Raw genomic sequence first — 24,873 nt, 5'->3', positions numbered from 1 at the left:
CCTCAGGTAGTCCATGGTCACTACACTGCTGCGAATGATCTCCAGGCTCGTGACCAAGGCCGTCGTCATCGGGGTCGCGGCGACCTTCGCCATCGCTGCCCCCGCTTCGGCTGCCGCTACACCTAAGCTTTCCGGACCGGCGCAGGTCGTCGGCTTCGACGAAATCACCATGACCGGCACCGCCGACCCGAACTCGACCGTTCAGCTGTGGGAAACCGCGATCGGCTGGAACGACATGCAGCCGGCGAAGGACTTCACGTCCGAGAATGAGGCCGGCCCGGTCCTGGCCACCGCGGACGGATCCGGCAAGTTCGAACTCAAGCGCTTCGTGGACTCAGGCTTCCTCTTCCAGGTTCGCCAGGGCAGCCTGGTGTCCAACACGATCACCGTGAAGGCGAAGCTCGCCGTCAAGTTCTGGATGCCGGAAGGTCAGGCGCCCGTTTCCGGCCGGCTGATCGTCAACGGCGACGCCCTCCCCGCTCAGCCCGACCTGCCGGTGCAGATTCAGCGGAAGACGGGCGACACCTGGACCACGGTGAAGACCACCAAGACCGCCGGCAACACCGCCACGTTCAGCGAGACCCTCACCGGTCAGCCGGGTGGCAACCAGACCTACCGGGCGGTCTTCAGCGGCGACGACTCGCAGGGCGTGATCGGCACCACCTCGGGCGAGGTCACCTACTGGACGCCGACGAGCGGCACCACCACACCGCCGACGACCACCCCGCCGGCGACCAAGCCGCCGACCACGACGCCGCCGGTCACCAAGCCGCCGACAACGCCGCCGACGACGACCAAGCCGCCGACAACGGCCACGCCGCCGATCCAGTTCACCCGGATCCAGGCCGACCCGCCGGGCACCGACTCGGGCAGCAACGGCAGCCTGCTCAACGAGTACTTCAAGATCACGAACATGACGAAGAAGGCCATCAACATCAACGGCTGGACCGTCCGGGACGGCAAGGGCATCGTCTACCGGTTCCCGAACATCAACATCAACGTCGGCCAGTCCTACCTGGTGCGCACGGGCAAGGGCAAGGACAGCGGCTCGTTCCGGCACTGGGGCCGCGCCGGCAAGGCGGGCTACGTCTGGGACAACCTGGGCGACATCGCCTACCTGCGCAACCCGGCCGGCGGCAACGTCGACATCTGCAAGTGGACCAAGCTGGGCCCCGGCTACACCAACTGCTGACCGGTTCCCGAGCACGCTCCGACCTGAGGCCCGGTCTCCCCTTTCGGGGAGGCCGGGCCTTCTTACGACCCCGCCTCAGGCTCCTGGTGCTGGGTGACGCCGGCCGCGTCGAGCAACAGTTCGGCCATGCGTACGGCCTGACCGTTGACCCCGTCGCCGTGCATCACACCCCAGGCGCTCGCACCGTCGAACGTCATCACCAGTTGCTGAGCCAGCTGCCCGGGATCGGCGGCGCCACCGGCGGCTGCCTCGCCGCGAAAGAACTCGGTCAGACCGTCCTTGAAGCGGCGCGCCACTGCCCGCGCCGGATGGTCGGCCGCCTTGATCTCCACCGACGTGGCCAGGAACGGGCAGCCGTAGAAGCCGGGCTGCGGGGCGACCTCTTCCACTACTCGGAAGACATGCAGGATCCGCTCCCGCGGTGTTCCGGCGGAGCCCTCGGGCAGCAACGTGGCGCTGTAGCCGGGGGCCACTCGCTCCAGGCTGGCCGCGAGCACATCGTCCTTGCTGCCGAAGAGCTGGTACATCGAACGCTTGGAGACGCCCGCCGCCTTGGTCAGCGCCTCGACGCCGACGTTGACGCCCTCGCGGTAGAACAGGTCGGCCGCCGCGTCGAGCAGGCGGTCACGCGTGTCAGTCACGCCCATCAGACTACCCCGCTTGAAAACTGATCGGTTTCCCCCGTCACATCGCCTTGCCCGGTGGAAACCGATCGGTTTACGGTCGACCGCAGAAACCGATCGGTTTCCGGCACCGAAGCGAAGAGGGAATGCCATGACAGCGATCAAAGACTCCGTCGTCCTCGTCACCGGCGGCAGCCGCGGCATCGGGAAGGCGCTGGTCGACGAGCTGTTCCGGCGTGGGGCGGCCAAGGTCTACGCCACCGCGCGCGACCCGCGGACCGTGACGCACCCCGACGCCGTGCCGCTGAAGCTGGAAGTCACCGACGAGGCGTCCGTGGCCGACGTGGCCGCCCGGGCCACCGACGTCACCATCCTGATCAACAACGCGGGCGCCGCGGCCGGCGCCTCGTACCTGGGCTCGCCGCTCGACGAGGTGCGGCGCGACCTCGAGACCAACTTCTACGGCCCGCTGCTCGTGACCCGGGCCTTCGTTCCGGTGATCGAGCGCAACGGCGGCGGTCACCTGCTCAACGTGCATTCGGCCCTGTCGTGGCTGGCGGACGGCGGCCCGTACAGCGCCTCGAAGGCCGCGCTCTGGTCGCAGACCAACTCGCTGCGCGTCCAGCTGCGCCCGCGCGGCATCGTGGTCACCGGCCTCCACGTCGCGTATGTCGACACCGACATGACCGCGAAGATCGACGCCCCCAAGTCGGCCGCGGTGGACGTGGCCGCGGCCGCGCTGGACGGCGTCGAGACCGACGCGTTCGAGGTGTTGGCCGACGACGTGTCGCGGGGTGTGAAGTCGGCCCTGTCGGGCGATATCACACTGCTCTACCCCCAGCTGGCGGCCTGACCGTCCCGGGAACTGTCGGGGGGCGTTGTTAGGGTCACGCCCGTGACGATCAACGCGAAGCTGAGCACGTTCGCCGGCCTGCCGATCGTGGCCTGGGACTCGGACGAGACCCCGGCCGACCCGGCCTCCGTGGCGTGGCGCCTCGAGCTGGAAGAGTTCGACGCCGACGCCGCCGAGTTCGAGCGCGCCTTCGAAGAGCTGCTGAAACGTACCGGCGAGGGCGGGCCGGTGGCACTGGTCGTCGGCGAGTGGGGCGAGGCGTACGAGCGCAGCTTCCCCGTCGACCTGCTCGTGCGCAACGCCGCGCGGCTCGGCCGGTTGCGCTCCCTGTTCGCCGCCGAGCTCACCTACGAGCAGTGCGAGATCTCCTGGATCAAGCAGACCGATCTCACTCCCCTGCTCGAGGCGTTCCCGCAGCTCGAGGCGCTGTGGGTGCGCGGCGCCGAGGGTCTGGTGCTGGGCCCGTTGCGCCACGAGGGCCTGCGCGAGCTGGTTCTGCAGTCCGGCGGCCTGCCGGTCGAGGTCGTGCGGGCCGTCGGGGCGAGCGACTTCCCCCGTCTGAGCCGTCTCGAGCTGTGGCTGGGCGTCGACAACTACGGCGGCGACGCCCGCGCCGACGACCTGGCGCCGATCCTGGCCGGCCGGGCCCTGCCCGCGCTCACGTCGCTCGGCCTGCGCAACGCCGAGATCGCCGACGAGGTGGCCGCCGCCCTGGCTTCCGCGCCGGTCGTGGCCCGGCTGGCCGAGCTCGACCTCTCGATGGGCGCGCTCTCCGACGCGGGCGGCGAGGCTCTGCTGGCGGGTCAGCCGCTCACCCATCTCAAGTCGCTCGACCTCAGCCACCACTTCCTCTCCGAAGAGCTGGCCCAGCGCCTGGTCGAGGAACTGCCCGGTGTCCGGGTCGACGTCTCCGACCGGCAGCAGGAAGAGGAGTGGGGCCGCTACACCGCGGTCGCGGAATGATGCGGCTCGCCGTGGTCGGCAACCCGGGCAACCGCCGGGTCGCGCTCTTCGCGGCGGCCGTCGCTCGGGCCGGGCTGCCCGCGCCGGCGGTCTACCCGTGGCATTCGGTGCTGAGCGGCGGCCCGGTGCCCGGCGTGGGCGAGACAGTGCGCATCGACTCGCCGGGCGAGGACGCCGAGGTCGACCGGCTGCTGCGCGGGGCGGCCACAGCGGCGGCGCCGGGCGAGATCGTCGGGGGCTCGGCGGCGTACGCGGGTCTGAGTGTCGCCCTCGACCGCATCGCGTCGGGCGGCGGGCGGCTGCTCAACCCGCCCGGTGACATCCTGACCATGAGCGACAAGCGCCGCTGCCATGCGCTCCTGCACGAGGCCGGAATTCCGGTGCCACCCGCGCTGCCCCCGATCGACGGCTACGCCTCCCTGCGCGCCGCCATGCGGGCGAGCGGGTGGGCGCGGGTTTTCGTCAAGCCGGCGCACGGGTCGTCGGCCTCCGGGGTGCTGGCGATGGCCGTCGCGGGTTCGCGCATCCAGGCCACCACCTCGGTCGAGACCGGCGATGACGGCCGGCTCTACAACAACCTGCGCGTACGCCGCTACGAAGACGAGGCCACGATCGCGCGGATCGTCGACCGGCTCGCCCCCGACGGCCTGCACGTCGAACGCTGGTATCCCAAGGCGAGCCTGGGCGACCGCGTGTTCGACCTGCGGGTGCTGGCGATCGCCGGCTCGCCGTCGCACGTGGTGGCGCGAGCCGGCCGCACGCCGCTGACCAACCTGCATCTGGGCAACTCACGCGGCGACGTGGCAGCGGTGCGGGCCGCGGCCGGTCCGAAGGCGTGGGCGGAAGCCATGGCGACCTGCGCGGCGGTGGCCGAGTGCTTCCCGGGCAGCCTGCATGTGGGTGTCGACCTGATGTTCCGTTCGGGCTGGCGCGGGCACGCGGTGGCCGAGGTCAACGCGTTCGGCGACCTGCTCGTGGGCCTCGACACCTACGACGCCGAGGTGGCCGCGCTCGACCGGTGGGCGGGCGCATGCGTGAGCTGATCGGCAGTCACGACCTGCTCTTCGTCACGCTCGACACGCTGCGCTACGACGTCGCGGTGGCAGCGCTGGCGGCAGGACGCACGCCCACACTGGCCCGCGTGCTCCCCGGCGGCCGGTGGCAGCGGCGGCACACCCCGGCCAGCTTCACCTACGCGGCGCACCACGCATTCTTCGCCGGTTTCCTGCCCACGCCGGTGACGCCGGGGCCGCACGAACGGCTCTTCGCCGCGCGGTTCGCCGGCAGCGAGACGAGCGGTCCGGCGACGTACGTCTTCGACGCCGCCGACCTGCCGTCGGCGCTCGCGAAAGAGGGCTACCACACGGTCTGCCTGGGCGGTGTCGGCTTCTTCAATCCGGGGGCGCCGCTCGGCCGCGTCCTGCCCGGCCTGTTCACCGAATCGCACTGGGAGCCGTCGTTCGGCGTGACCGCGCCCGGTTGTCTCGGCGCCCAGATCGACCGGCTGCAGGCGATCGTCGCCGGCCTGCCCGCCGACCGGCCGCTGTTCTCGTTCGTCAACGTGGCCGCCCTGCACCAACCGAACAAGCACTACCTGCCCGGCGCGGTGGCCGACAGCCTCGAGAGTCACGCCGCTGCACTGAGCTATGTGGACGCTGAGCTGGGCCGGCTGTTCGATCTGGTGGCCGGCCGCGGCCGCCCCTGCCAGGTGATCCTCTGCTCCGACCACGGCACGCTCTACGGCGAGGACGGCCACGTCGGCCATCGCGTCGCCCACGAGGCGGTCTGGACAGTGCCGTACGCCGAGTTTGTGGTGAGGCCACGATGACCCTCGACCAGTCCCCCTACCAGGGCTATCTCTACGCCTATCCGCACAAGACCGCCTATCGGCAGCTGGCGCCGCGGCGTCCGCTGAGCGAGGTGTGGGCCCCGGAACGGCAGGACGCGCTCTTCGGGTACGTGCATCTGCCGTTCTGTGAGATGCGGTGTGGCTTCTGCAACCTCTTCACCCGCGCCAATCCCCCGGCGGCCCAGGTGACGGCCTACCTGGCGCAGTTGAGACGCCAGGCCGTGGCGGTCCGGCAGTCGCTGGCCGGCGAGGCGTCGTTCGCGCAGCTGGCGATCGGCGGCGGCACGCCCACCTACCTCACCGCGGCCGAACTCGAGTCGTTGTTCGAGATCGTCGAGGTCACCTTCGGCAGTGAACACCGGCCGCTGTCGATCGAGACGTCACCGGCCACCGCGACCGCCGACCGGCTCGCCGTGCTGGCGGCCCACGGAACGACCAGAGTCAGCATGGGCGTTCAGAGCTTCCTCGACGCCGAGGCGCACGCGGCCGGCCGGCCCCAGCGGCTGGCGGACGTGCTCGCCGCGCTCGAGGTCATTCGTACGGCCGGGATTCCGGTCCTCAACGTCGACCTGATCTACGGCATCGACGGGCAGACCCCGCAGACGTGGCAGCATTCGCTCGACGAGGCACTGCGCTGGCAGCCCGAAGAGCTCTACCTCTATCCCCTGTACGTTCGCCCGCTGACCGGTCTGGGCCGGCGTGCCGGCGGCCGCGAGGGCTGGGACACCCAGCGGCAAGAGCTGTACCACCAGGCGGTCGAGGTGCTGACCGCCGCCGGGTACGAGCAGCAGTCGATGCGCCAGTTCCGGCGAGCCGGGGCGCCGGCGGTCGAGGGCCCCGACTACTGCTGCCAGGACGACGGCATGGTCGGCCTCGGCTGCGGCGCGCGGTCCTACACGACTTCGCTGCACTACTCGTTCGACTACGCGGTCGGCGTCTCCGAGGTTCGGGCGGTGATCGACGACTACCTGTCCCGGCCCGCCGACGACTTCCGCTACGCCGAGATCGGCTTCGACCTCGACCGGACGGAACAGCGGCGGCGCTGGCTGCTGAAATCACTGCTCCGGCGTACGGGGGTGGACGCCGGCGCCTACAACGAGCGTTTCGGCACGGCCCACACCGACGACTTCCCCCAGCTGAAAGAGCTGGCCGACCGCGGGTGGCTGCACGACGACCACCGCACGCTGACCGCAGCCGGGCTGGCTCACTCCGACGCCATCGGGCCGTGGCTGGTCTCGGGCCCGGTGCGCGAGGCGATGGGCGCGTACGTTGTCCGATGATCTCTACGTCCTCTATCGCGGCCCGTTGGCGAGCTGCAACTACGACTGTCCGTACTGCCCCTTCGCCAAGCGGGTCGACCCGCCCGAGCTGTTGCGGGCCGACCGGGCCGACCTCGAACGGTTCGCCGGCTGGGTCGAGGCGACGGCCGATCGGCGGCTGTCGGTGCTGTTCACGCCCTGGGGCGAGGGCCTGACCCGCAGCTGGTACCGCGACACGATCGTCCGCCTCTCCCACCTGCCGCACGTCGCCCGGGTGGCGATCCAGACCAACCTGGCCGCCCGGGTCTCGTTCCTGTCCACAGCGGACGCCCGGGTGGCCGCGTTGTGGGCCACTTACCACCCGGGCCAGGTGACCCGGGCCCGCTTCCTGGAACGCTGCCGTGAACTGGACGAGTTGGGCGTCCGCTATTCGGTGGGCGTGGTCGGCCTGCCCGCCCACTACGACGAGGCGCTCGCACTACGCGCTTCGCTGCCTCCCACGGTGTACCTCTGGGTCAACGCCGCCGACGGCCACGTCTACACCGCGGACGAAGAGAAACGCTGGACGGCACTCGACCCCCACTTCGGCGACAGCGTCCGCCCGCACCCGTCGCTGGGCCTGCCGTGCCACGCCGGCGAGACAGCCATCTCCGTGCTGGGCGACGGCACGGTGCGGCGCTGCCACTTCATCCAGACGCCGCTGGGCAACCTCTACGACGACAGCTGGCGCGCGGCCCTGCGCCCCCGCCCCTGCACCAACAACCTCTGCGACTGCCACATCGGGTACGTCCATCTGAAGCCGCTGGCCCTGCGCGACGTCTACACCGACGGCCTCCTGGAACGCATCCCCGCCGCCTGGCCCACCACCTGAAGGCTGCCGATCTCAGTTGTCCCCATGACGGTGATCCGTTGTTCGCCGGGTTCGACGACGGCCTGTCCCGACCCGGAAAAGTGTCGTACGCGCGCGATACGTTTCGTGCGTTGCTGGAGCTGGGAGGGCTTATGTATCGGCAGGGTGACGTCTTGATCGTGCCCGTGGCACAGGGCGACGTGCCGGAGTGCTCGGCCGTCCCGCGCGACCGCCGCGGCCGCATGGTGCTGGCCCGCGGCGAGGCCACCGGCCACGCCCACGTGATCGGCGGCCCCGGCCTGCGCCTGCTGGCCGACCTCGACGATCCCGAGCGCATGTTCATCGACGCGCCGCAGTACGGCCGAGTCACCCACGAGGAACACGGCCCGATCTCACTCCCGGCCGGCCACTACCGAGTGGTCCGCCAGCGCGAGTACGTCCCCGGTTCCTTCCGCCCGGTCGCCGACTGAGGCCCTCATGCGACTGACCAGCACCCAGGAAGCCACAGCCGCCGCCGTCGAAGACCAATGGCTGGCCGCCGCCCTCGAGACAGCCCCCGCCAACCGCCCCGCCGCCGAGGCCGGTTTACGAGAGGCCTACCGCCGAGCAGGCCTGGCTGAACCGCAACACATCTTCTGGCTGTCATCCCCTCGAGCCGGCGCGGTGGCAGCCGCCCTCCTAACCGGCGCGCCTCCCGAGGGCCCGCCCTGGGTGGCCGAGGTGCAGGCAGCACTGCAGCTTGAGGGCCGGCCTCCGACCGCAACGGGCAACACGTCCGTACGACGGCAGATCCGCACAGAGCCCTGGGCGGCCGCCCGCGAACGAGCATCACGCGTGCTCGGCGTCGAAGGCTGGGCCCAGCTCACCGCCGCAGCGGGCCGGCGTTCCTGGTCCTTGGTGATGGACAGAGTCGCCGCACGTCTACGCCAACGCCTCGGCGAAGACCTGACCGCGGATCTACCGACTGCCCTGGGCCGAGCGGCCCGCTCCCGCCTGCTCGACGCCATCTACGGCCAGCACGACGGCGTGTGGCTCGCCACCTTCGAGGCAGCCGACCGCCTGCACCCCGACGCCGCCCTGCTGCACGACCTGACCGGCCTGGCTGCCGTGGCCCGCAACAGCGGCTGGTGGTGGGCCGGTTCCCACTACGCCATCCTGACTGACCGCCCCACCCGCGTAGCCCGGGACAACGTAGGCCGCCTGCACCGCGGCGAGGGCCCAGCCATGGAATTCCCCGACGGCTACGCCCTGTGGGCCTGGCGCGGAATGCCGATCCCCACCAGCTTGGCCGCCCAACTACCCACCCTGACCGCCGACCGCATAGGCGCCGAGACCAACGCCGAACTACGCCGAGTCATGCTGGAACACTTCGGCTACGACCGCTACCTACGCGAAGCCGGCGCCCGCGCCCTGCACAAAGACGAGATCGGCACCCTCTGGTTCCTCTCCCTACCCGGCGACGAGCCCCTGGCAATGGTCGAGGTCGTAAACGCCACCCCCGAGCCAGACGGCACCAGCCGCATCTACTGGCTTCGAGTCCCACCCACAGTCCGCACCGCCCGAGAGGGCGTCGCCTGGACCTTCGGCCTGGAAGCCCACGAGTACCACCCGCAGGTCCAGACGTAGCCGCCACAACCCACCCCACCCAGGCTGGCGGATCAGCAGCGCCGCAACCCAGCAGCGTTGCGGACCACCGCCATCGCAAACCAGCAGCGCCGCGGGCCAGCAACGCCGCGGGCCAGCGGTGTCGCGGACCAGCGCCGTCGGCAAACTGACGGCGTCGCGGACCAGCAGCGTCGCGGGCAACGCTGCAAACCAGCGCCGTTGCGCACGAGCAGCGTCGCGGGTTGCAGGTCGCGGTACAGGAGGTCCAAACAACCGTGGGTGTCGCAGCCGACTGTGGGGTCGTCCACCGTCAACGATCATTGAATGCCGGTGTGCCCAGTCACCGATGGTGCCCGTTGGTGACATGGCGGTCTGAGATACGGGCGGCACGGCAATCCACATGAGGCGCCGATGATCGGAGTCCTTGTCGCTGGGCATATTGGCCGCCTCGACAACTTGGCTGTTGACGATGGCCATGCGGCCCGCGATGGCGGTGGTTGTCCAAGGCCGTGGGGGCAGTGCCGGTGTCAGATGGCTATCGTCGCTGGTGGCAGTGGGGCGGCCTGCGATAACGGTGCGACGGTCCGGGCCGATGTCGGCCCGCGCCGGCGGCGGTTTCGGGGGACATTCGACCCCGTTTTGGTCGATGCGGAGGGCACGGGGTAGGGTTTAACTACCGACGCGGGGTGGAGCAGCTCGGTAGCTCGCTGGGCTCATAACCCAGAGGTCGCAGGTTCAAATCCTGTCCCCGCTACAAGAGAAGTGCATGCCAGAAGCCCTTCACCCATCCGGGTGAGGGGCTTCTGGCATTCCATACCTCCCGGCGCCGGCGCACCACCGCGCATCGCGAGGGCCGCCGCACCACCCAGCGGCCGCCACCGGCCATCAACGCTCGCAACACCGGCACCAGCCGCACCAGCGCACCCGGCACCAGCCAGCGCGATGCTGGCGACCACCGCGGGCGGGGCGCTGGTCTCGATTGCCGGCCGCCGCACACGAGCGGTGGTAGGTCGCCACAAGGCCGCGCGCAGCGGCAGCGGCAGCGGCAGCGGCAGCGGCAGCGGCAGCGGCAGCGGCAGCGGCAGCGGCAGCGGCAGCGGCAGCAATGATCGTCATTGTCATTAGTGGATCTATCGCCTGATCGTGATGGCGTAGCTACTGCGGGAGGTGAGGCCGCGGGCTGCCGTGAGGGTGCCTAATCAGTGCGAGCCGCTGAGTTCGGGGCTGCGCTGTGGGCTACCTGCGTCCACGCGCACGTAGGGTTCACTCGTACCCGGGCGCCCGTTTCGCTTCGGCTGTATCGGGCGGCGCGGGACGGCCGCCTCATCTGACACGCGCCGCGGTCTTTCGCAGTGCTCAGTTTGCCGGCGGATCGGGTGCGGGGGCGCGGCCGGGCGCTTCAGAGGATCGATCATCATGGGCCGCTGGTTGTGGTGGTTGTCGAGTTCCTTGCCTTCGTCTTGGTGGCGCTCGCGATTGCGGCTCTTCGCCGGGGAACCGGCCGACGCCGACCTGGTACGCCTTCACCGTCCTTGGGTTTGTCTTTCTGCCGTAGTGCTCGCTGATCAGGTGGTCGGGCCACTCGCACGGCCTGGCGTGGGTTTTGGCCGCTGATCCGGGGCAGTCCCACGCCTGGGGCAGGTAGCCGCATAGACACTGTCGTTCGAGGGACGGACGATGCGGCTCGGTCACCACGAAGGCAATGAAGGAGCCGCCGCCCCGCTCACTGCGGTCAGCGAACGGCACGGCGCTGGCTGGGTCCGGCGCCACATTGCCTGTCCGCGCGACGGCATCACCACGTCCGGGATGGGTGGCCGTCTGGGCCGATGGGCTCGGCATCGGCGAGAACCAGGAGAAGCGTGCGCGTTCCATAGCAGCTGCCCGTCCCTGGCAGCGGGTCGTCGACACCGGCTCGTTCTTCTTTCTGTGGCTCGCGGCGCTCGCCGTGGTGCTGCTGGGCTCGGCGTCCATCGTGGCCAGTTATGAGCCAGGCGCCTGCGCCGGGGAGCGTGCGGGTCGTTCCACGACATTCGCCACGGCACTGCAGTGGCTGATGTGGCAGGAACCACCGGACCTGACCGCGGCGGCCTTCCACGCCCGCGCCACAGGCCCGGGGCTCGAGATCTTGTGGCTCCTCACGCCTGTGATCGCAGCGTTCTACCTCGTGCGCTACCTCCGGTACAGCCGGCAGCTGCGTGAGGAATGTCAGCGACCCATGCACAACCTGTTCGAGCGGCCCCCGGTACTCCTGATAGCGGCCACTCCCGTCCAGCGCGAAGCATGCTTGCCCAGACCAGCACCCATCGCCAGACCGGCACCCATCGCAACGCCGAGCCGGTGTCCGACGTCAAAACTGGCCCACCCGTCTACCGCCTGTGCGTGATCGGCGGCGCGGACGTAGACAGGGAGCTAACCAGCCCGTCTGAGCCGCCTACAGCGTGCCGGAACTCCTGGCGGAGTGGCGCACCCACCACGCCGATCATGCCCGGCATCTGTTACGGCCTGCACGGGGAGCACCGACTAACCAACCCACCAGGACCGACAGCCGAACCACCCCAGCCCAGCCCCCGACCCTCAAGCCCAGCACAAGACTCGCAAACAGAATCCGACCCTCAACCAAGTCCGAATCGTCACCGCCAAGCCCAAGCCGCCCAAGCCGCCAAGCCCAAGCCGCCCAAGCCAAAGCCGCCAAGCCGGAACCGCCGAGCCCAAGCCGGAACCGCCAAGCCCGAGCCGGAGCCGCCAAGCCCGAGCCGGAGCCGCCAAGCCCGAGCCGGAGCCGCCAAGCCCGAGCCGCCGAGCCCGTCTCCCCAACCCGACACCTCATCACCCAGGCCAGTCCCCCGGGTCGCGACGAAGTCGCCAACCCCCACCGCGACGAAGTCGCAGGACCCCCCCCCGCACCCGCCCCACCCGAGCAACCACCGCACCGTGGGGTCTGGGGGCTCGGCCCCCAGGAATAAGCGAAGAGGCCCCGGTCCGCGCATTCCGCGGACAAGGGCCCCTCGACTCGTAGCGGGGACAGGATTTGAACCTGCGACCTCTGGGTTATGAGCCCAGCGAGCTACCGAGCTGCTCCACCCCGCGTCGGCTTGTTAAGACTAGCGCAACCCTGTCGTTGGCTGCAAAACGGGGGCTGGTGACCCACCACACGGGTGGGTCACCAGTCCCGGATGTCAGCCGCTGGGTGTTGGTGACGGGTTTCCGGACGGGTTGGCCGGCGCCGACGGGTTCGTCGAGTTGCCGGGGGCCGGGGTCCCGCCCGCGGCGTCGCGGGCGTTCTCGAAGTTGTTCATCGCGGTTTCGAGCGCCTGCAGCGCCTGGCCGTACCGGGCGAAGTCGCCGGACTGCTGGGCGGAGCGGACGTCGGCGATGGCCTTGTCGACCGCGTCCGCGGCTGTGGCCAGTTCGCCGGTCAGGGCCGGCGGCGGCGCATTGGTGCCACTGTTGTTGTTGCCGCTGTTGTTGTTGCCACTGTTGTTGTTGCCGCCGGTGTTGGCGTTCCCGGTCTGGGCGCGTTTACCCTGCGTGACCAGCTGGTCGAGGCCGTCCTTCAGGTTGTCGGCGAGCACCACGTACGTACCGCCGTCGCCGTACGACATCAGGACCTTCTGGAGCAGCGGAGCGGCGTTCTCCTGGTTGCCGGTCTTCACGTAGACCGGCTCGACGTACAGGACGCCGCCCTCGACCGGCAGGGAGATCAGGTTGCCGTACAGCACCTGGCTCTGCGCGTTGTTGGACAACAGGTTGAGCTGTTGTCGCACCGAGGCGTTGTTGGTCATCTTCTGATGGACCTGGACCGGGCCGGGGATGACCGTCTGATCCGGTAGTTCGAGGACTTCGAGCACCGGTTTGTTGTCCACGTACGAGCCGGAGATGAAGGCGGCCAGGTTCTCGCGGTTGGCCGGTGTCACGCCGGCTGTCAGCTGGAACCTCGTCTCACCCTGCTCGGGCAGCTCGACGTTCAGGTAGAACGGCGGCTGCTTCTGGTTGCTCGACGGCGCGTCGGGCGCGTTCGGCACCTGCCAGAAGTCCTGGCCGGAGAAGAACGCCTGCGGGTCGGTCACGTGGAACCGGGTGAGCAGGTTCCGCTGCACCTTGAACATGTCCTGCGGGTAGCGGAAGTGCGCCTCGAGCGAGGCCGGAGTGTCCGCCTTCGGGATGATCAGGTCACCGCCGAAGGCCTTGTTCCAGGCCTTGAGCACCGGGTCGTTCTCGTCGAACTCGTACAGCTTGACCGTGCCGTCGTACGCGTCGACCGTCGCCTTCACCGAGTTGCGCATGTAGTTGACGTCGTCGCGGGCCAGCGCGAACGTTCCCTGACCGGTGAGCTCGTCCTGCGTCTCGGTGGCCAGGTTGACCTTCTGCGAGTACGGGTAGCTGGCCGAGGTGGTGTAGCCGTCGAGGATCCACGTGATCCGCCCGTCGACCACCGCCGGGTACGGGTCGCCGTCGATCGTCAGGAACGGCGCGACCTTCTCGACCCGGTCACGCGGCTCGCGGATGTACATGAGCCGGGAGTCGGAGTTGACCGCGTCGGAGAGCAGGAAGTTGCTCTCGGTGTTCTTGATCGCGAAGACCAGCCGCCGGAAGAACGAGCCGATCTCGACGCCGCCCTGACCCGTGTAGGTGTAGAGCTCCTCGGCGTCGTTGTTCTCTTCCTGCGGGCGGTCGAACTCGACCTTGCGGTTGTCGTCCTCCTGGCCGACGATCGCGTACTCGCTGGACTGCTCGCCGAAGTAGATGCGCGGCTGGTCGACCTTGATCTCTTCGGTGGCCGAGGAACAGCCGGGCGGCCGGTCGTCGCCCAGGAAGCCGGAGACGAAGTACGGCAGACCACCGCAGACGACCTGGTTGGCCGGCGCCGCCACCAGGCCGTAGCCGTGGGTGTAGACGGTGTGCCGGTTGAGCCAGTTGCGCTGCTGGGGCGTCAGCTTGTCGTCGTTGATCTCACGGGCGCCGACCACGTAGTCGGCGGTGTCGTTGCCGATCTTGTAGCGGTCGACGTCGAGCTTCTTGCCGAAATCGTAGAAGCCGCGGGACTGCTGCGACTGGGTGAACCCTTGAGAGACAAGCTGCGGGTCGACCAAGCGCGCATTCTGCGCGCTGCTGTCGCCGGCCAACCCACCGGGTGGGACGACGTTGTTGGCCCGGTAGGGCGCCATCTCGGTCTTGTCGATCCCGAAGGCCGCTCTGGTCGCGTCGATCGAGCGCTGGATGTACGGCGCTTCCTTCTCGCTCAGGCTGGGCTTGACCGAGAAGTTCTGGACGGCGAGCGGGTAGATGCCGCCGATCGCCACCGCCGAGATGGCGAGCAGGGCCAGCGAGACGCCCGGCCATACCAGATTGCGCATCCACGCGTTGGAGAACACGATGATCGCGATCGCGACCACGATGGAGATGTACGCGAGGATCTCTTTGGCTGGTAAGAGCGCGTTGACGTCGGTGTAGCCGGCGCCGTAGAGCCCGGGCGAGACGTGCTGCTCGAGCAGCAGCGCGCGCCGGTCGAGCACGTACGCCACCGCCTTGAGCAGGACGAACAGCGCGACCAGGGACGTCAGGTGAGCCCGCGCGGCGGTGGTCATACGGTCGCCGACGCCCTGCAGGCGTACGCCGCCGAAGATGTAGTGGACGGCAAGCGCGCCGAGCACCGAGAGCACCACGGCGGTGAACGCCACCCCGAGCGCATAGCGCAGCATCGGGTAGTCGAAGACGTACCACCCGACGTCCACCTTGTGTTCCGGATCCTGGATGCCGAAGCTCCCGCCGTTGCGGAAGAGCATCCAGTCCTTCCACCGGCCTTGCGCGGACAGGCCCGCGAAGAAGCCGATGATCAGCGTGAGCACGGTGATCCAGGTGCCGAGGCGCGGCGCGATGATCATGCGGTAGCGCTCGAGTGTCGCTTGTTCGGCGGAGTGCGGCCGCAACATCGGGCGCAGGCGGTAGGCGAGGTAGAGGTTCCCGGCGATGACGAGCGCGACGACCGCGCCGACGACCAGGAAGAGAAGGAGGCGGGTGAGGAGGACACCGGAGAAGACGTTGACGAAATCGACCTCGTTGAACCAGAGGTAATCGGTGTACGCGTCGATGCCCCACCCGAGCAGCGTGAAAAGAAGGAAGACCCCGACCAGGACGCCGACGGTGACGCGACCGCGTCGGCTCATCCTTGGCAGAGGGCTGTTACGCATAACCAACGGAGGCTCCACATATCAGTCGGGCCGGTGTCTCACAGTACGTCATCAGTCACTCAGCCGAGCACGGCTTGGGGGTGCCACCCCCGGTGAAGGTCTTGAGGGCGGTGAGCGCGTCGTCCACCGTGGCCACCTCGGCCATCGGCAGTCCGTCCACAGCGTTGCGCGCTGCCTCGGCGCAGTTGCCCTTGGGCACCAGGAAGATCTGAGCGCCGGCCTTTTTGGCGCCGACCAGTTTCTGCGGGATCCCGCCGATCGGGCCGACATTGCCGTCGTTGTCGATCGTCCCCGTCCCCGCGATTATCTTTCCGCCGGTCAGATCGGCCGGCTCGAGTTTGTCCATGATGCCGAGCGTGAACATCAGCCCCGCGCTCGGCCCGCCGATCTTGTCGAGGTCGATCGATACCTTGAACGGCGCGTTCTGCTTCGTGTCGATCTCGATGCCGAGCCGGGGCACCTTGTCCTCGGCCGCCTTGGTGGTGACCTTGGCGGTGGCGGGCTTGCCGCCCCGGGTGTAGGCGATGGTCAGCGCGGTGCCGGCCGGCTTGGCCCGGACCAGTTCGGTCAGCTTCCCGGGATCGGTGACCTTGGTCCCGTCGACCGCGGTGATCACGTCGCCGGCCTTGAGGATGCCGGTCGCGGCGCTGCCGTCGCCGACCTTGGCCACCACGGTCTGCACCGGGTAGCCGAGCTTGGTCAGGGCGACCGTGATCGCGCTGTCCTGCGAGGCCGTCCACTCCTCGGCGTTCTGCTGCTCGACCTGCTTTTCCGTACGGTCGGGCGGGTAGATCAGCTCGCGGGGCACCACCGCGTCGGACGACTTCAACCAGCTGCTGACCGCCCACACCAGTTCGACCTGCGACTGCACGTTCACCGTGGTCAGCCGCAACTGGCCGGCCGACGTCGTGGTCTTCGCCTCCGTCACCTGGATCACCTCGGCGCCGTTGTCCGAACCGAGCGTGTTCACCGTCGGGCCGGGCTTCAGCACGACGTAGGGCAGGGGTGCGGCCATCACACCGACGGCCAGCAGGGCGGTGATCAGGGCGCCGAGGACAACGGTGACACCACGACGTCTCATGCGCGAGAGACTATCGCCCCTGCCTGAGTTCTCTCTGAGCTGACACCGCCACGGGTCCCGAGCGGCCGTTTCGCGCGTACCGTTGGCTACGTGCCTGATATCCCGTTCGGCTTCTCCCTGCCGGGTGCCCAGCCACCCGACCCCTCCGACCCGCAGCAGATGCAGCAGTTCATGGCGCAGCTGCAGCAGATGTTCGCCGGGCCCGGCAGCGGCCCCGTGAACTGGGACCTGGCCCGGCAGGTCGCCGCCAGCCAGCTGTCCGCCGCCGGCGACCCCGCGGTGAACATGTTCGAGCGCCATCAGGTGGAAGAGGCGCTGCGTCTCGCCGACCTGTGGCTCGACCCGGCGTCCGCGCTGCCCAGCGGCATCCGTACGGCCACCGCCTGGAACCGCAACGAGTGGATCTACAACACGCTCGACGTGTGGAAGAAGCTGTGCGACCCGATCGCCGGCCGCATGGTGGGCGCCATGGGCGACCTCGTCCCCGACGAGGCGAAGGCGCAGCTCGGCCCCATGCAGTCGATGGTCGCGACGCTGGGCGGGGCGCTCTTCGGCGGCCAGCTCGGCCAGGCGCTGGGCCAGCTCGCGGCCGAGGTGCTCTCGGCCGGCGACATCGGCCTGCCGCTCGGCCCCACCGGCACCGCCGCGCTCGTGCCGGCCAACATCAAGGCGTACGGCGACGGGCTCGAGATCCCCGAAGACCAGGTACGCCTGTACGTGGCTCTGCGCGAGGCCGCCCACCAGCGCCTCTTCGGCCATGTGCCGTGGCTGCGGGCGCACGTGCTGAGCGCCGTCGAGACGTACGCGAACGGCATCACGGTCAACCGCGAGGCCATCGAGGACGCGATGAGCCGGGTCGACCCGGCCGACCCCGAGTCGATGCAGGCGATGGCGCTCGAGGGCATCTTCACTCCGGAAGACACCCCGCAGCAGAAGGCGAGCCTGGCCCGCCTCGAGACGGCGCTGGCGCTGATCGAGGGCTGGGTCGGCCACGTGGTCGACCGCGCCGCCGGCGACCGCCTGCCCTCCGTGGTCCAGCTCGGTGAGGCGTTCCGCCGCCGCCGGGCCGCCGGTGGGCCGGCCGAGCAGACGTTCGCCGCCCTGGTCGGCCTCGAGCTCCGCCCCCGCCGCCTGCGTGAGGCGGGCGTGCTGTGGGCCGCCGTCACCGACCACCGCGGCGTGCAGGGCCGCGATGCCCTCTGGGGCCACCCCGACCTGCTGCCGACGGATGAGGACTTCGCCGACCCGCAAGCCTTCGCCCAGGGCAGCGCCGACTGGGACATCAGCGAGCTCGACAACCTCGGGCCCGGCCAGGCCGAGGGCAACACCGGCCAGGCCGAGGGCAACACCGGCGAGGCCAAGGGCGATCCCGGCGAAGACGACAAGGGCGGCAAGACCGATTGACGCGTGCGGCGCTGCTCGGCCTCAGCCGCCGAGCAGCGCCCGCGTGTTCTCCCAGCCCTCCAGGGCGGGGTCCAGGCTCGCCAGCTCGGCGGCCCCGCGCAGCCGCCGCCACTCGGGTGTCGACGAGACGTCGCCGGGCCGGGGCGCATTGCGGCGCAGCACCTGGGCCGTGGCGTCGTCGAGCTCGTGATCAACCAGCCAATCGGGCGCCGGCAGGCTCGTGGCCAGCCCGAACAAGCCGTTCCCAGGGCCGCCGGGGGCCACCGCGACGGCCTTGTTCTCGAGCGGCCGCAGCAACTTACCCAGGATCATGCCCGGCACGTCGGGCGCGTCGGCCGCGATGACGGCCGCCTGGTCGAAGCCGTCCCGGGTGGCCGCGGCCAGCACCGGCAGGTAGGTCGCGGTCGGCACTTCGTAGATCCGCATGCCGGGCCAGGCGATCTCCTCGGCCAGCTTCAGGTCGTCGGCGGTGGCCGCGATGGCGCCCTCGGCCTGCGACAGCCGCGCCAGCAGATCCACGACGTCCTCGGCGAGCGCCGCCCGCCACGCGCTCAGATCAACGCCGGGCGGACTCCACCGCACCGGCACCAGCAGCGTTGCAACCACCCGTCGGACCACGGCCCCAGACTAGTCGTCGGCGAGGACCAGCCCGGTCGCCGCGGAGATGCCCTCGAGGTAGCCCCGGGCGCGCTCGGCCTTCGGGTAGCGGTTGACCAGCTCCCAGAAGCGGGCGCTGTGGCTGGGCACGACCAGGTGAGCGAGTTCGTGCAGCAACACGTAGTCGATCACCCAGTCGGGCATCTCCTGAATCCGGTGGGAGATGCGGATCGTGCCGTCGTCGGGCGTGCAGGAGCCCCAACGGCCGTTCTGGTTGGTCACCCACCGTACGCTCGCCGGTTGCACCCGGGCGGCGTGGTCGGACAGGTAGCGGCTGGTCAGGCGGCGGGCCCGGATGAGCAACTCGTCGTCGGTGCGCTGGATGCGTTCCTCGCGCGCGGCCAGGCGGGCCAGCATCCGCTCGACCCACTCGGTCTCCTCAGCGCGGGAGAACCGGTCGGGGATGAGCACGACCACGCGCTCACCATCGCGGTACGCGGACACTGTGCGACGACGGCGCTGGCTACGCCGCACTTCGACGACAGGCTTGCGCGTCCGGGCCATTACCGGCTCGCGCGGCCCAGATTCGGGTTCACGTTGAGACGCTAATCCGTGAGACCCATGTCACCGCAAGAGTACGCCGCACGACACTCGTGAGATTTGAGTACTTCGTCCGCGTATTACCGAAAAAATTTTCCACTGGCGCAACATCGGCGCTGATCCGCCAACCTAACTCACGATGGGATCCGTCGGCCAACGCGTTCGCCGTCCCATTTCTGCCCGTTTGATGGCACCGTACGGCGTGTTGCACCACAACATCCCAAAAAGGGCGTTTCGGACGGGCACACTCACGTCGTCGGTGACACCGCCGACGCCGCGCTGACATGGAACTGGCCTGACCTGGGTAGTGACCGCCCCGACGGGTGGCCACATCCACGTGGTCTCGGAGCGGTCCAGCGCCGAACACAGGTCGCGGCCTGCCACCGCGAGCAGGCATCGGGCCGACCCGGCCGACAACATGACGAGGAGGAACCGTGGCCGACAACACGTACAACGGCTACTGCGTGAAGTGCAAGGAGAAGCGCGACTTCCAGGGCACCGTAGAGGTCTCGAAGACGGGCATGAACATGGCCAAGGGCAAGTGCCCGGTCTGCGGCACGACCGTGAACCGCATTCTGGGCAAGGCCAAGGCCTGAGCAGTCGAACGGCTTCGCGAGCTTGGTCCCACTAGGCCATCATCGAGCTCGCGACAAGGCCGTTCACCCACCCGGGGAGGGCGTGTCGCCCTCCCCGGTACATCTCTCCGCACCGCCATATCCACACCCTCCGAGGCACGTTGAGTGAGGTTGTGGATAAACCCACAGGCCTGTGGATAACTTGCTGAAACCTGTGGACAGAGCGTGTCCGGCGCCATCGCTCCCTGTGGACAACTTATTCGCTCCGCATCCCTGCAGTGACATCCTGTGATGCGTGAACCGACCGACGCTCATCCCCGGCCTCCCCCGCGTCTGGCGTGCCGAAGGCGAGTTGCAGCTCGGCTCCGACCCGTCCCGGGCGTTCGTGCTGCGCCTGCCTCATCCCCGCGCCGCTCTGGTGCTCGACCTGCTCGACGGCACCCGGCCCGAGCGACTGGTGCTGCTCCACGCGGCGGCCAAGGGCGTCCCGTCGGAAGACGCCCAGGCGATCGTCGACTCTCTGCGCGCCGCCGGATTGGCCGTGCCGGCCGCCTCGCTGCTGCCGCAATCGATCCCGTCCGTCCACCGGCTCACCGGCGAGGCTGCCGTCCTCGCTCTGCGCGGCGGCACCACCCGCACTCCGGCGTCCCGCCTGCGCCGCCGCCATGCCGCCCAGGTGGTGCTCACCGGGCGGGGCCGGCTGGGCGCCCCGATCGCGGTGGCGCTGGCCGAGGCGGGCGTCGGCCACGTGCACCCCGATCTGCCGGGGCTGGTCCACCCGGGTGAGCTGGCCGGCGGCCCGCTCCGCGGCTCCGACGTCGGCCGGCCCCGCGTCAAGGCGGTCACCGCCGCTCTCGAACGCGTGGTGCCAGGCATGGAGACCGGCGCCGTCCGCGGCGGGCCCGCGACCCTGGTCGTGCAGCTCGACTCCGACATGCCGGTCACCCTGCTCGCGGCCGCCCACGCGCAACGCCGCCAGCCCCACCTGGCCGTGACGATCCGCGACGGCGCCGCGGTGATCGGCCCCCTGGTCCCACCGACCGGCGGCCCGTGCCTGGCCTGCCTCGATCTGCACCGCCGCGACCGGGATGCCGGCTGGCCGGGCCCGCCCACCCGCACCGGCCCCGAGCCGTGCACCGTGGCGACCCTGCTCGCCGCCGCCGCGTACGCGATCGAGGAGGTTCTGACCTTCATCGACGGGGGCACTCCGGAGACTCTGGGCGTCTCGACCGAACTGACCTCGCCGTCCCGCCTGCGCCGGCGCACGTGGCCGGCCCATCCGAGCTGCGACTGTTTACGTCCGGCACGCCGCCGCAACCGACCGGCACGCCAATGAAGCCAGGAATAGTGATGGACTTTCCCCCTCTCATCCGACAAATGGCATCGAGGCGGGCGGTTGAAGCTTCCGACTTCGGTCACAATGATCTGGTGAGCGACATTCCGCGGCGTGCGGCGGCCCGCACCGCCAAGCTGGCCGCGCTTCCGCTGGGCTTCGCGGGGCGCACCGCACTGGGCTTCGGCAAGCGCGCCGTCGGAATAGCCACCGACGTGATCTCCGAGGACATCCAGCGCCGCACGGCCGAGCAGCTCTTCAGCGTGCTGGGCCAGCTCAAGGGCGGCGCGATGAAGTTCGGGCAGGCGCTCTCGGTGTTCGAGGCCGCCCTGCCGGAAGAGATGGCGGGCCCCTACCGCCAGGCGCTGACCAAGCTGCAAGAGGCCGCACCCCCGATGCCGGTGGCCAGCCTGCACAAGGCGCTCGCCGAGCAGCTCGGCCCCGACTGGCGCGACAAGTTCGCCGAGTTCGACGACAGCCCGGCCGCCGCGGCCAGCATCGGCCAGGTTCACCGCGCGGTCTGGAAGCTGCCGCCGGCGCGCAGGAATGCCAAGCCCAAGACCGTTCAGGTCGCGGTCAAGGTGCAATACCCGGGAGCGGGCGACGCGTTGATCGCCGACCTCAAGCAGCTCTCCCGCCTGGCCGGCATGTTCAAGATCATTCAGCCCGGCATGGACATCAAGCCGCTGCTGGCCGAGCTCCGCGAGCGCATCACCGAAGAGCTCGACTACGCGATGGAGGCCGAGACCCAGACGGCTTTCGCCGAGGCGTTCGCCGACGACGCCGAGATCTACGTGCCCCGGGTGATCGCCGCCGCGCCCAAGGTGCTGGTCACCGAATGGGTCGACGGCACCCCGCTGTCCAAGATCATTTCGGACGGCACGGTCGAGGAGCGCGACGAGGCCGGCCGCCTGATGGCGACGCTGCACTTCTCGGCGCCCGCCCGGGCCGGCCTGCTGCACGCCGACCCGCACCCGGGCAACTTCCGCATGCTGGCCGACGGCCGCCTCGGCGTGATCGACTTCGGCGCGGTGGCCCGGCTTCCCGGCGGCCACCCCGAGCCGATCGGCCGGCTGGTCCGCCTGGCCCTCGACGGCGATGCCGCCGGGGTCGCCGCCGGGCTCCGCGAAGAGGGCTTCGTCAAGCAGGACGACGAGATCGACGCTCAGGGCCTGCTCGACTTCCTGCGCCCGATGATCGAGCCGGTCGCGGTCGAAAGGTTCCGTTTCACGCGCAGTTGGCTGCGGGGCGAGGCGACCCGGTTGAGCAGCCCGCGCTCACCGGCCTACCAGCTCAGCCGCAAGCTCAACCTGCCGCCGTCCTACCTGTTGATCCACCGGGTGACATTGGGCTCGATCGGCGTCCTCAGCCAGCTCGAGGCCGAGGCACCCTACCGCGAGATCCTCAAGAAGTGGCTGCCCGGCTTCGCGCCGGTCGGGTGACCCACCGGCAGCCACCCATGATCTGATGGGCGGCATGGACGCGTCTGCCCACATAGATGACCTGGCCGCCTTCGTCTCGGCGTCCCCCAGCTCGTACCACGCGGCCGCCGAGGTGGCCCGCCGGCTGAGCGCGGCCGGTTACGAGCCGCTCGACGAGACGGCCGATTGGAGCGGGTCCGTACGCCCGGGAGCCCGGCTCACGATCGTCCGGGACGGCTCGGTCATCGCCTTGGCGCTGCCCGCCGGCGCCGGTCGCGGCACCCCGTTCCGCATCCTCGGCGCCCACACCGACTCCCCCGGTTTCAAGCTCAAGCCCAAGCCGTCGACGGTCACGTCCGGCTGGTGGCAGGCCGGTGTCGAGGTGTACGGCGGCCCGATCGTCCCCTCCTGGTTCGACCGCGAGCTCGAGTTCGCCGGCCGCGTCGTGCACCGAGACGGCACCCCCTACCTGGTGCGGACCGGACCGTTCGCGCGCATCCCGCACCTCGCCATCCACCTCGACCGCGCCGTGAACGACTCGTTCGCCCCCGACAAGCAGCGCGAACTCCAGCCGATCTGGGGCGTGGGCAAACCCGAGAACGCCGACATCGTCGCCCATCTGGCCGGCCTGGCCGGCATCGGCAGCACCGACGTGGCCGGCTACGACGTCATCACCGTCGACGCCAACGCCCCGGCCCGCTTCGGCGCCGACGGCAAGCTGTTCGCCTCGGGCCGCCTCGACAATCTGTCGTCGGTGCACGCCGGCGTGGCCGCGCTGCTCGAAGCCGAGCCCACCGATGCGATCGCCGTGCTGGCCGCCTTCGACCACGAGGAGGTCGGCTCGGAGACCCGCTCCGGCGCGGCCGGTCCGTTCCTGGCCGACGTGCTGGAGCGGATCTCGGCGGCCCTGGGCGGCGACCGCTCCGACCTGGCCCGGGCGATCGCCGGCTCGTGGTGTCTCTCGTCGGACGCCGGGCACGCCGTGCACCCCAACCGGCCCGACCGCCACGACCCGGTCAACCGCCCGCTGCCCGGCGCCGGCCCGCTACTGAAGATCAACGCGAACCAGCGCTACACCACCGACGGCACCGGCGCCGCGCTGTGGGCCCGCACCTGCGCTGCCGCCGGCGTCCCGTACCAGGAATTCGTCTCCAACAACTCGGTTCCCTGCGGCTCGACGATCGGCCCGATCACCGCGGCCCGCATCGGCATCCCCACGCTTGACGTCGGTGTGCCGCTGCTCTCGATGCACTCGGCCCGCGAGCTCTGCCACGTCGACGACCCGGCGTACCTCTCCGCCGCGGCGCGCGTGTTTCTCTCCGCACAAGCCTGACAACAGCCCACGCACGAAAACGCGCAAGCTCGACGACAGCGAGAGGCCCGCCCGCGGACAGCGGACGGGCCTCTCGTCATCTCGTTCGGCATTCAGTGAGCTTCGGGTATCAGAATCGCCGACCGCCGAGTTCGCGCGAGGCGGTGTGACGCGCCTCCATGGCTACCTGGCGAGCGGGACGGTGTGCCTCAGGTGTGTAGTCACTCTGAGGCCGACGCATTCGGGCCCTGCTCAACGCTTCTTGGAGAAGTCTCATCTTGGTCGCTCCACTCGCGTACATGTCAGTTGTCTCGTTTCGGTAGGAGGGGACGGGGACGATGGTCATTTCAGGCCGCCAGACCAACGGTCTTGCGGGACTCCAGTCCGTTCGCGGCGAGCCGCTCTTCGACCTCGTGGGCCAGTTCGGCGTCGCGCGCCACATCGGCCTTACGGGGACGGCCACGCGGCCGCTTGCGCGGAACCACGGCACCGCGCTCGAAGATCTCGCCGCCCCAGACACCCCAGGGCTCGTTCCGCTCGACCGCGCCGGCCAGGCACTCGACGCGCAGCGGGCAGTCCCCGCAGAGCGACTTGGCCAGTTCCAGCTGGGCCGGGGAGTCGGAGAACCACAGGTCCGGGTCGAACTTCCGACAGGGCAGGTTTGCCTCGATCTCGACGCTCACGTCGAGTGGGGCCAGCGCCAGACTCATAAAGCCCGGTCACCTCTCTCTTCTCTTCGATCTTCTGGATCGCCTTCAGGTCGTGCATCCGGCCGGTGAGCCGGCAAAAAAGTAAGGCCGCGGATCCCAGTTACGGGTTCCGCGGCCTCGAGGTGAGCCGGAGGTCTGTTTGTCAGACCGGCCTTCCTCGAGGCGGGACACCGCTGCCACCATCCGTGTAGCGCTTGGCGACGGAGACATTGATGCCCTTGAACCCAGTGGTGCCATTGGTGCCATCGATCAGCGGGAGCTTCGGTGCCACGCCCAGCTCGGCCTGGACGGAGACCTGGTGCACCCGCGAGACCGGAGCCCGCTCAGCAGCCAGAACCGGCACCATGACGGGTGCGGTCGGCAGCCATGCGGACGGAGCGCAGGCACGGGTCAGCGGCAGCGAGGGCTGCATCGTCATCGTGTAGATCTCCATCGTTGCCACCTCCTCCAGTTGCGTT

Annotated in this window: 22 protein-coding genes and 2 tRNA genes; 16 read left to right on the top strand and 8 right to left on the bottom strand. The window is 69.8% G+C overall.

What is annotated here, in order from left to right; genetic code table 11:
* The first annotated feature begins 34 nt into the window (after positions 1-34).
* Positions 35-1,192, top strand: a complete 1,158-nt coding sequence (locus tag KXC43_RS10055) for a lamin tail domain-containing protein (RefSeq protein WP_221375720.1) — start codon at positions 35-37, stop codon at positions 1,190-1,192.
* A 62-nt stretch (positions 1,193-1,254) separates the two neighbouring features.
* On the opposite strand, the gene KXC43_RS10050 is transcribed toward KXC43_RS10055, so the two are convergent.
* A complete protein-coding gene (locus KXC43_RS10050; RefSeq protein WP_221375719.1) occupies positions 1,255-1,833 on the bottom strand; it encodes a TetR/AcrR family transcriptional regulator in 579 nt (192 codons plus the stop codon).
* Positions 1,834-1,966: 133 nt separating this feature from the next.
* Here KXC43_RS10050 and KXC43_RS10045 point away from each other — a divergent pair, with 133 nt between their 5' ends.
* The 10 genes from KXC43_RS10045 (at position 1,967) to KXC43_RS10000 (ending at position 11,577) form a co-directional block, all read left to right on the top strand.
* Positions 1,967-2,668 carry an SDR family oxidoreductase gene (locus KXC43_RS10045; RefSeq protein WP_221375718.1) on the top strand — a complete coding sequence of 234 codons (702 nt, stop codon included), beginning with the start codon at positions 1,967-1,969 and terminating at the stop codon, positions 2,666-2,668.
* Between the two features lie 42 nt (positions 2,669-2,710).
* Complete coding sequence (locus KXC43_RS10040) at positions 2,711-3,631, top strand: STM4015 family protein (RefSeq protein ID WP_221375717.1); 921 nt, start codon at positions 2,711-2,713, stop codon at positions 3,629-3,631.
* Positions 3,628-4,674, top strand: coding sequence for an STM4014 family protein (locus tag KXC43_RS10035; protein ID WP_221375716.1), 1,047 nt, complete (start codon positions 3,628-3,630; stop codon positions 4,672-4,674). The genes KXC43_RS10040 and KXC43_RS10035 overlap by 4 nt, the downstream gene beginning before the upstream one ends.
* Positions 4,662-5,459 (top strand): STM4013/SEN3800 family hydrolase, encoded by a 798-nt coding sequence (locus KXC43_RS10030; protein WP_221375715.1) that lies wholly within the window; start codon positions 4,662-4,664, stop codon positions 5,457-5,459. Before KXC43_RS10035 ends, KXC43_RS10030 begins: the two co-directional genes overlap by 13 nt.
* Positions 5,456-6,760, top strand: coding sequence for an STM4012 family radical SAM protein (locus tag KXC43_RS10025; RefSeq protein WP_221375714.1), 1,305 nt, complete (start codon positions 5,456-5,458; stop codon positions 6,758-6,760). Before KXC43_RS10030 ends, KXC43_RS10025 begins: the two co-directional genes overlap by 4 nt.
* Positions 6,750-7,610 (top strand): STM4011 family radical SAM protein, encoded by an 861-nt coding sequence (locus KXC43_RS10020; protein ID WP_221375713.1) that lies wholly within the window; start codon positions 6,750-6,752, stop codon positions 7,608-7,610. Before KXC43_RS10025 ends, KXC43_RS10020 begins: the two co-directional genes overlap by 11 nt.
* A 131-nt stretch (positions 7,611-7,741) precedes the next feature.
* The gene (locus KXC43_RS10015) at positions 7,742-8,059 is read left to right on the top strand and encodes a DUF8820 family protein (RefSeq protein ID WP_221375712.1); all 318 of its coding nucleotides are present in this window, start codon (positions 7,742-7,744) and stop codon (positions 8,057-8,059) included.
* 7 nt (positions 8,060-8,066) lie between these two features.
* On the top strand, positions 8,067-9,215 hold the full coding sequence (locus tag KXC43_RS10010; RefSeq protein ID WP_221375711.1) for a DUF6745 domain-containing protein: 1,149 nt from the start codon (positions 8,067-8,069) through the stop codon (positions 9,213-9,215).
* Between the two features lie 659 nt (positions 9,216-9,874).
* A tRNA-Met gene (locus tag KXC43_RS10005) sits at positions 9,875-9,948 on the top strand.
* A 1,056-nt stretch (positions 9,949-11,004) separates the two neighbouring features.
* On the top strand, positions 11,005-11,577 hold the full coding sequence (locus KXC43_RS10000; protein ID WP_221375710.1) for a hypothetical protein: 573 nt from the start codon (positions 11,005-11,007) through the stop codon (positions 11,575-11,577).
* 630 nt (positions 11,578-12,207) lie between these two features.
* Here the strand turns inward: KXC43_RS10000 and KXC43_RS09995 are convergent.
* The 3 genes from KXC43_RS09995 to KXC43_RS09985 form a co-directional block, all read right to left on the bottom strand.
* Positions 12,208-12,281, bottom strand: a tRNA-Met gene (locus tag KXC43_RS09995).
* Positions 12,282-12,370: 89 nt separating this feature from the next.
* Positions 12,371-15,358, bottom strand: a complete 2,988-nt coding sequence (locus tag KXC43_RS09990) for a UPF0182 family membrane protein (protein ID WP_221375709.1) — start codon at positions 15,356-15,358, stop codon at positions 12,371-12,373.
* A 79-nt stretch (positions 15,359-15,437) separates the two neighbouring features.
* Positions 15,438-16,463 carry a YlbL family protein gene (locus KXC43_RS09985; protein ID WP_221375708.1) on the bottom strand — a complete coding sequence of 342 codons (1,026 nt, stop codon included), beginning with the start codon at positions 16,461-16,463 and terminating at the stop codon, positions 15,438-15,440.
* 90 nt (positions 16,464-16,553) lie between these two features.
* On the opposite strand from KXC43_RS09985, the gene KXC43_RS09980 reads away from it, so the two are divergent.
* Complete coding sequence (locus KXC43_RS09980; protein WP_221375707.1) at positions 16,554-17,867, top strand: zinc-dependent metalloprotease; 1,314 nt, start codon at positions 16,554-16,556, stop codon at positions 17,865-17,867.
* A gap of 21 nt (positions 17,868-17,888) precedes the next feature.
* Here the strand turns inward: KXC43_RS09980 and KXC43_RS09975 are convergent, their stop codons facing one another.
* Together KXC43_RS09975 and KXC43_RS09970 are read right to left on the bottom strand one after the other, a co-directional pair.
* Positions 17,889-18,485 carry a hypothetical protein gene (locus KXC43_RS09975; protein WP_221375706.1) on the bottom strand — a complete coding sequence of 199 codons (597 nt, stop codon included), beginning with the start codon at positions 18,483-18,485 and terminating at the stop codon, positions 17,889-17,891.
* A 9-nt stretch (positions 18,486-18,494) separates the two neighbouring features.
* Positions 18,495-19,028, bottom strand: a complete 534-nt coding sequence (locus tag KXC43_RS09970) for a M48 metallopeptidase family protein (protein ID WP_221375705.1) — start codon at positions 19,026-19,028, stop codon at positions 18,495-18,497.
* A gap of 470 nt (positions 19,029-19,498) precedes the next feature.
* On the opposite strand from KXC43_RS09970, the gene KXC43_RS09965 reads away from it, so the two are divergent.
* The 4 genes from KXC43_RS09965 (at position 19,499) to KXC43_RS09950 (ending at position 23,726) form a co-directional block, all read left to right on the top strand.
* Positions 19,499-19,660 carry a DUF5679 domain-containing protein gene (locus tag KXC43_RS09965; protein WP_015625326.1) on the top strand — a complete coding sequence of 54 codons (162 nt, stop codon included), beginning with the start codon at positions 19,499-19,501 and terminating at the stop codon, positions 19,658-19,660.
* 274 nt (positions 19,661-19,934) lie between these two features.
* Entirely contained in the window at positions 19,935-20,975 is a 1,041-nt protein-coding gene (locus KXC43_RS09960) for a ThiF family adenylyltransferase (RefSeq protein WP_221375704.1), read from the top strand.
* Positions 20,976-21,067: 92 nt separating this feature from the next.
* Positions 21,068-22,414, top strand: a complete 1,347-nt coding sequence (locus KXC43_RS09955; protein WP_221375703.1) for an ABC1 kinase family protein — start codon at positions 21,068-21,070, stop codon at positions 22,412-22,414.
* A 34-nt stretch (positions 22,415-22,448) separates the two neighbouring features.
* The gene (locus KXC43_RS09950) at positions 22,449-23,726 is read left to right on the top strand and encodes a M18 family aminopeptidase (protein WP_221375702.1); all 1,278 of its coding nucleotides are present in this window, start codon (positions 22,449-22,451) and stop codon (positions 23,724-23,726) included.
* 326 nt (positions 23,727-24,052) lie between these two features.
* On the opposite strand, the gene KXC43_RS09945 is transcribed toward KXC43_RS09950, so the two are convergent.
* Together KXC43_RS09945 and KXC43_RS09940 are read right to left on the bottom strand one after the other, a co-directional pair.
* Complete coding sequence (locus KXC43_RS09945; RefSeq protein ID WP_221375701.1) at positions 24,053-24,415, bottom strand: WhiB family transcriptional regulator; 363 nt, start codon at positions 24,413-24,415, stop codon at positions 24,053-24,055.
* 142 nt (positions 24,416-24,557) lie between these two features.
* Entirely contained in the window at positions 24,558-24,848 is a 291-nt protein-coding gene (locus KXC43_RS09940) for a hypothetical protein (RefSeq protein ID WP_221375700.1), read from the bottom strand.
* Positions 24,849-24,873: the final 25 nt, after the last annotated feature.

Source organism: Paractinoplanes polyasparticus, from assembly GCF_019710575.1.
Taxonomy (GTDB): Bacteria; Actinomycetota; Actinomycetes; order Mycobacteriales; family Micromonosporaceae; genus Actinoplanes; species Actinoplanes polyasparticus.
The sequence above is the reverse complement of the archived record's forward strand: the minus strand, read 5'-3'. Positions and strand labels throughout refer to the sequence as shown.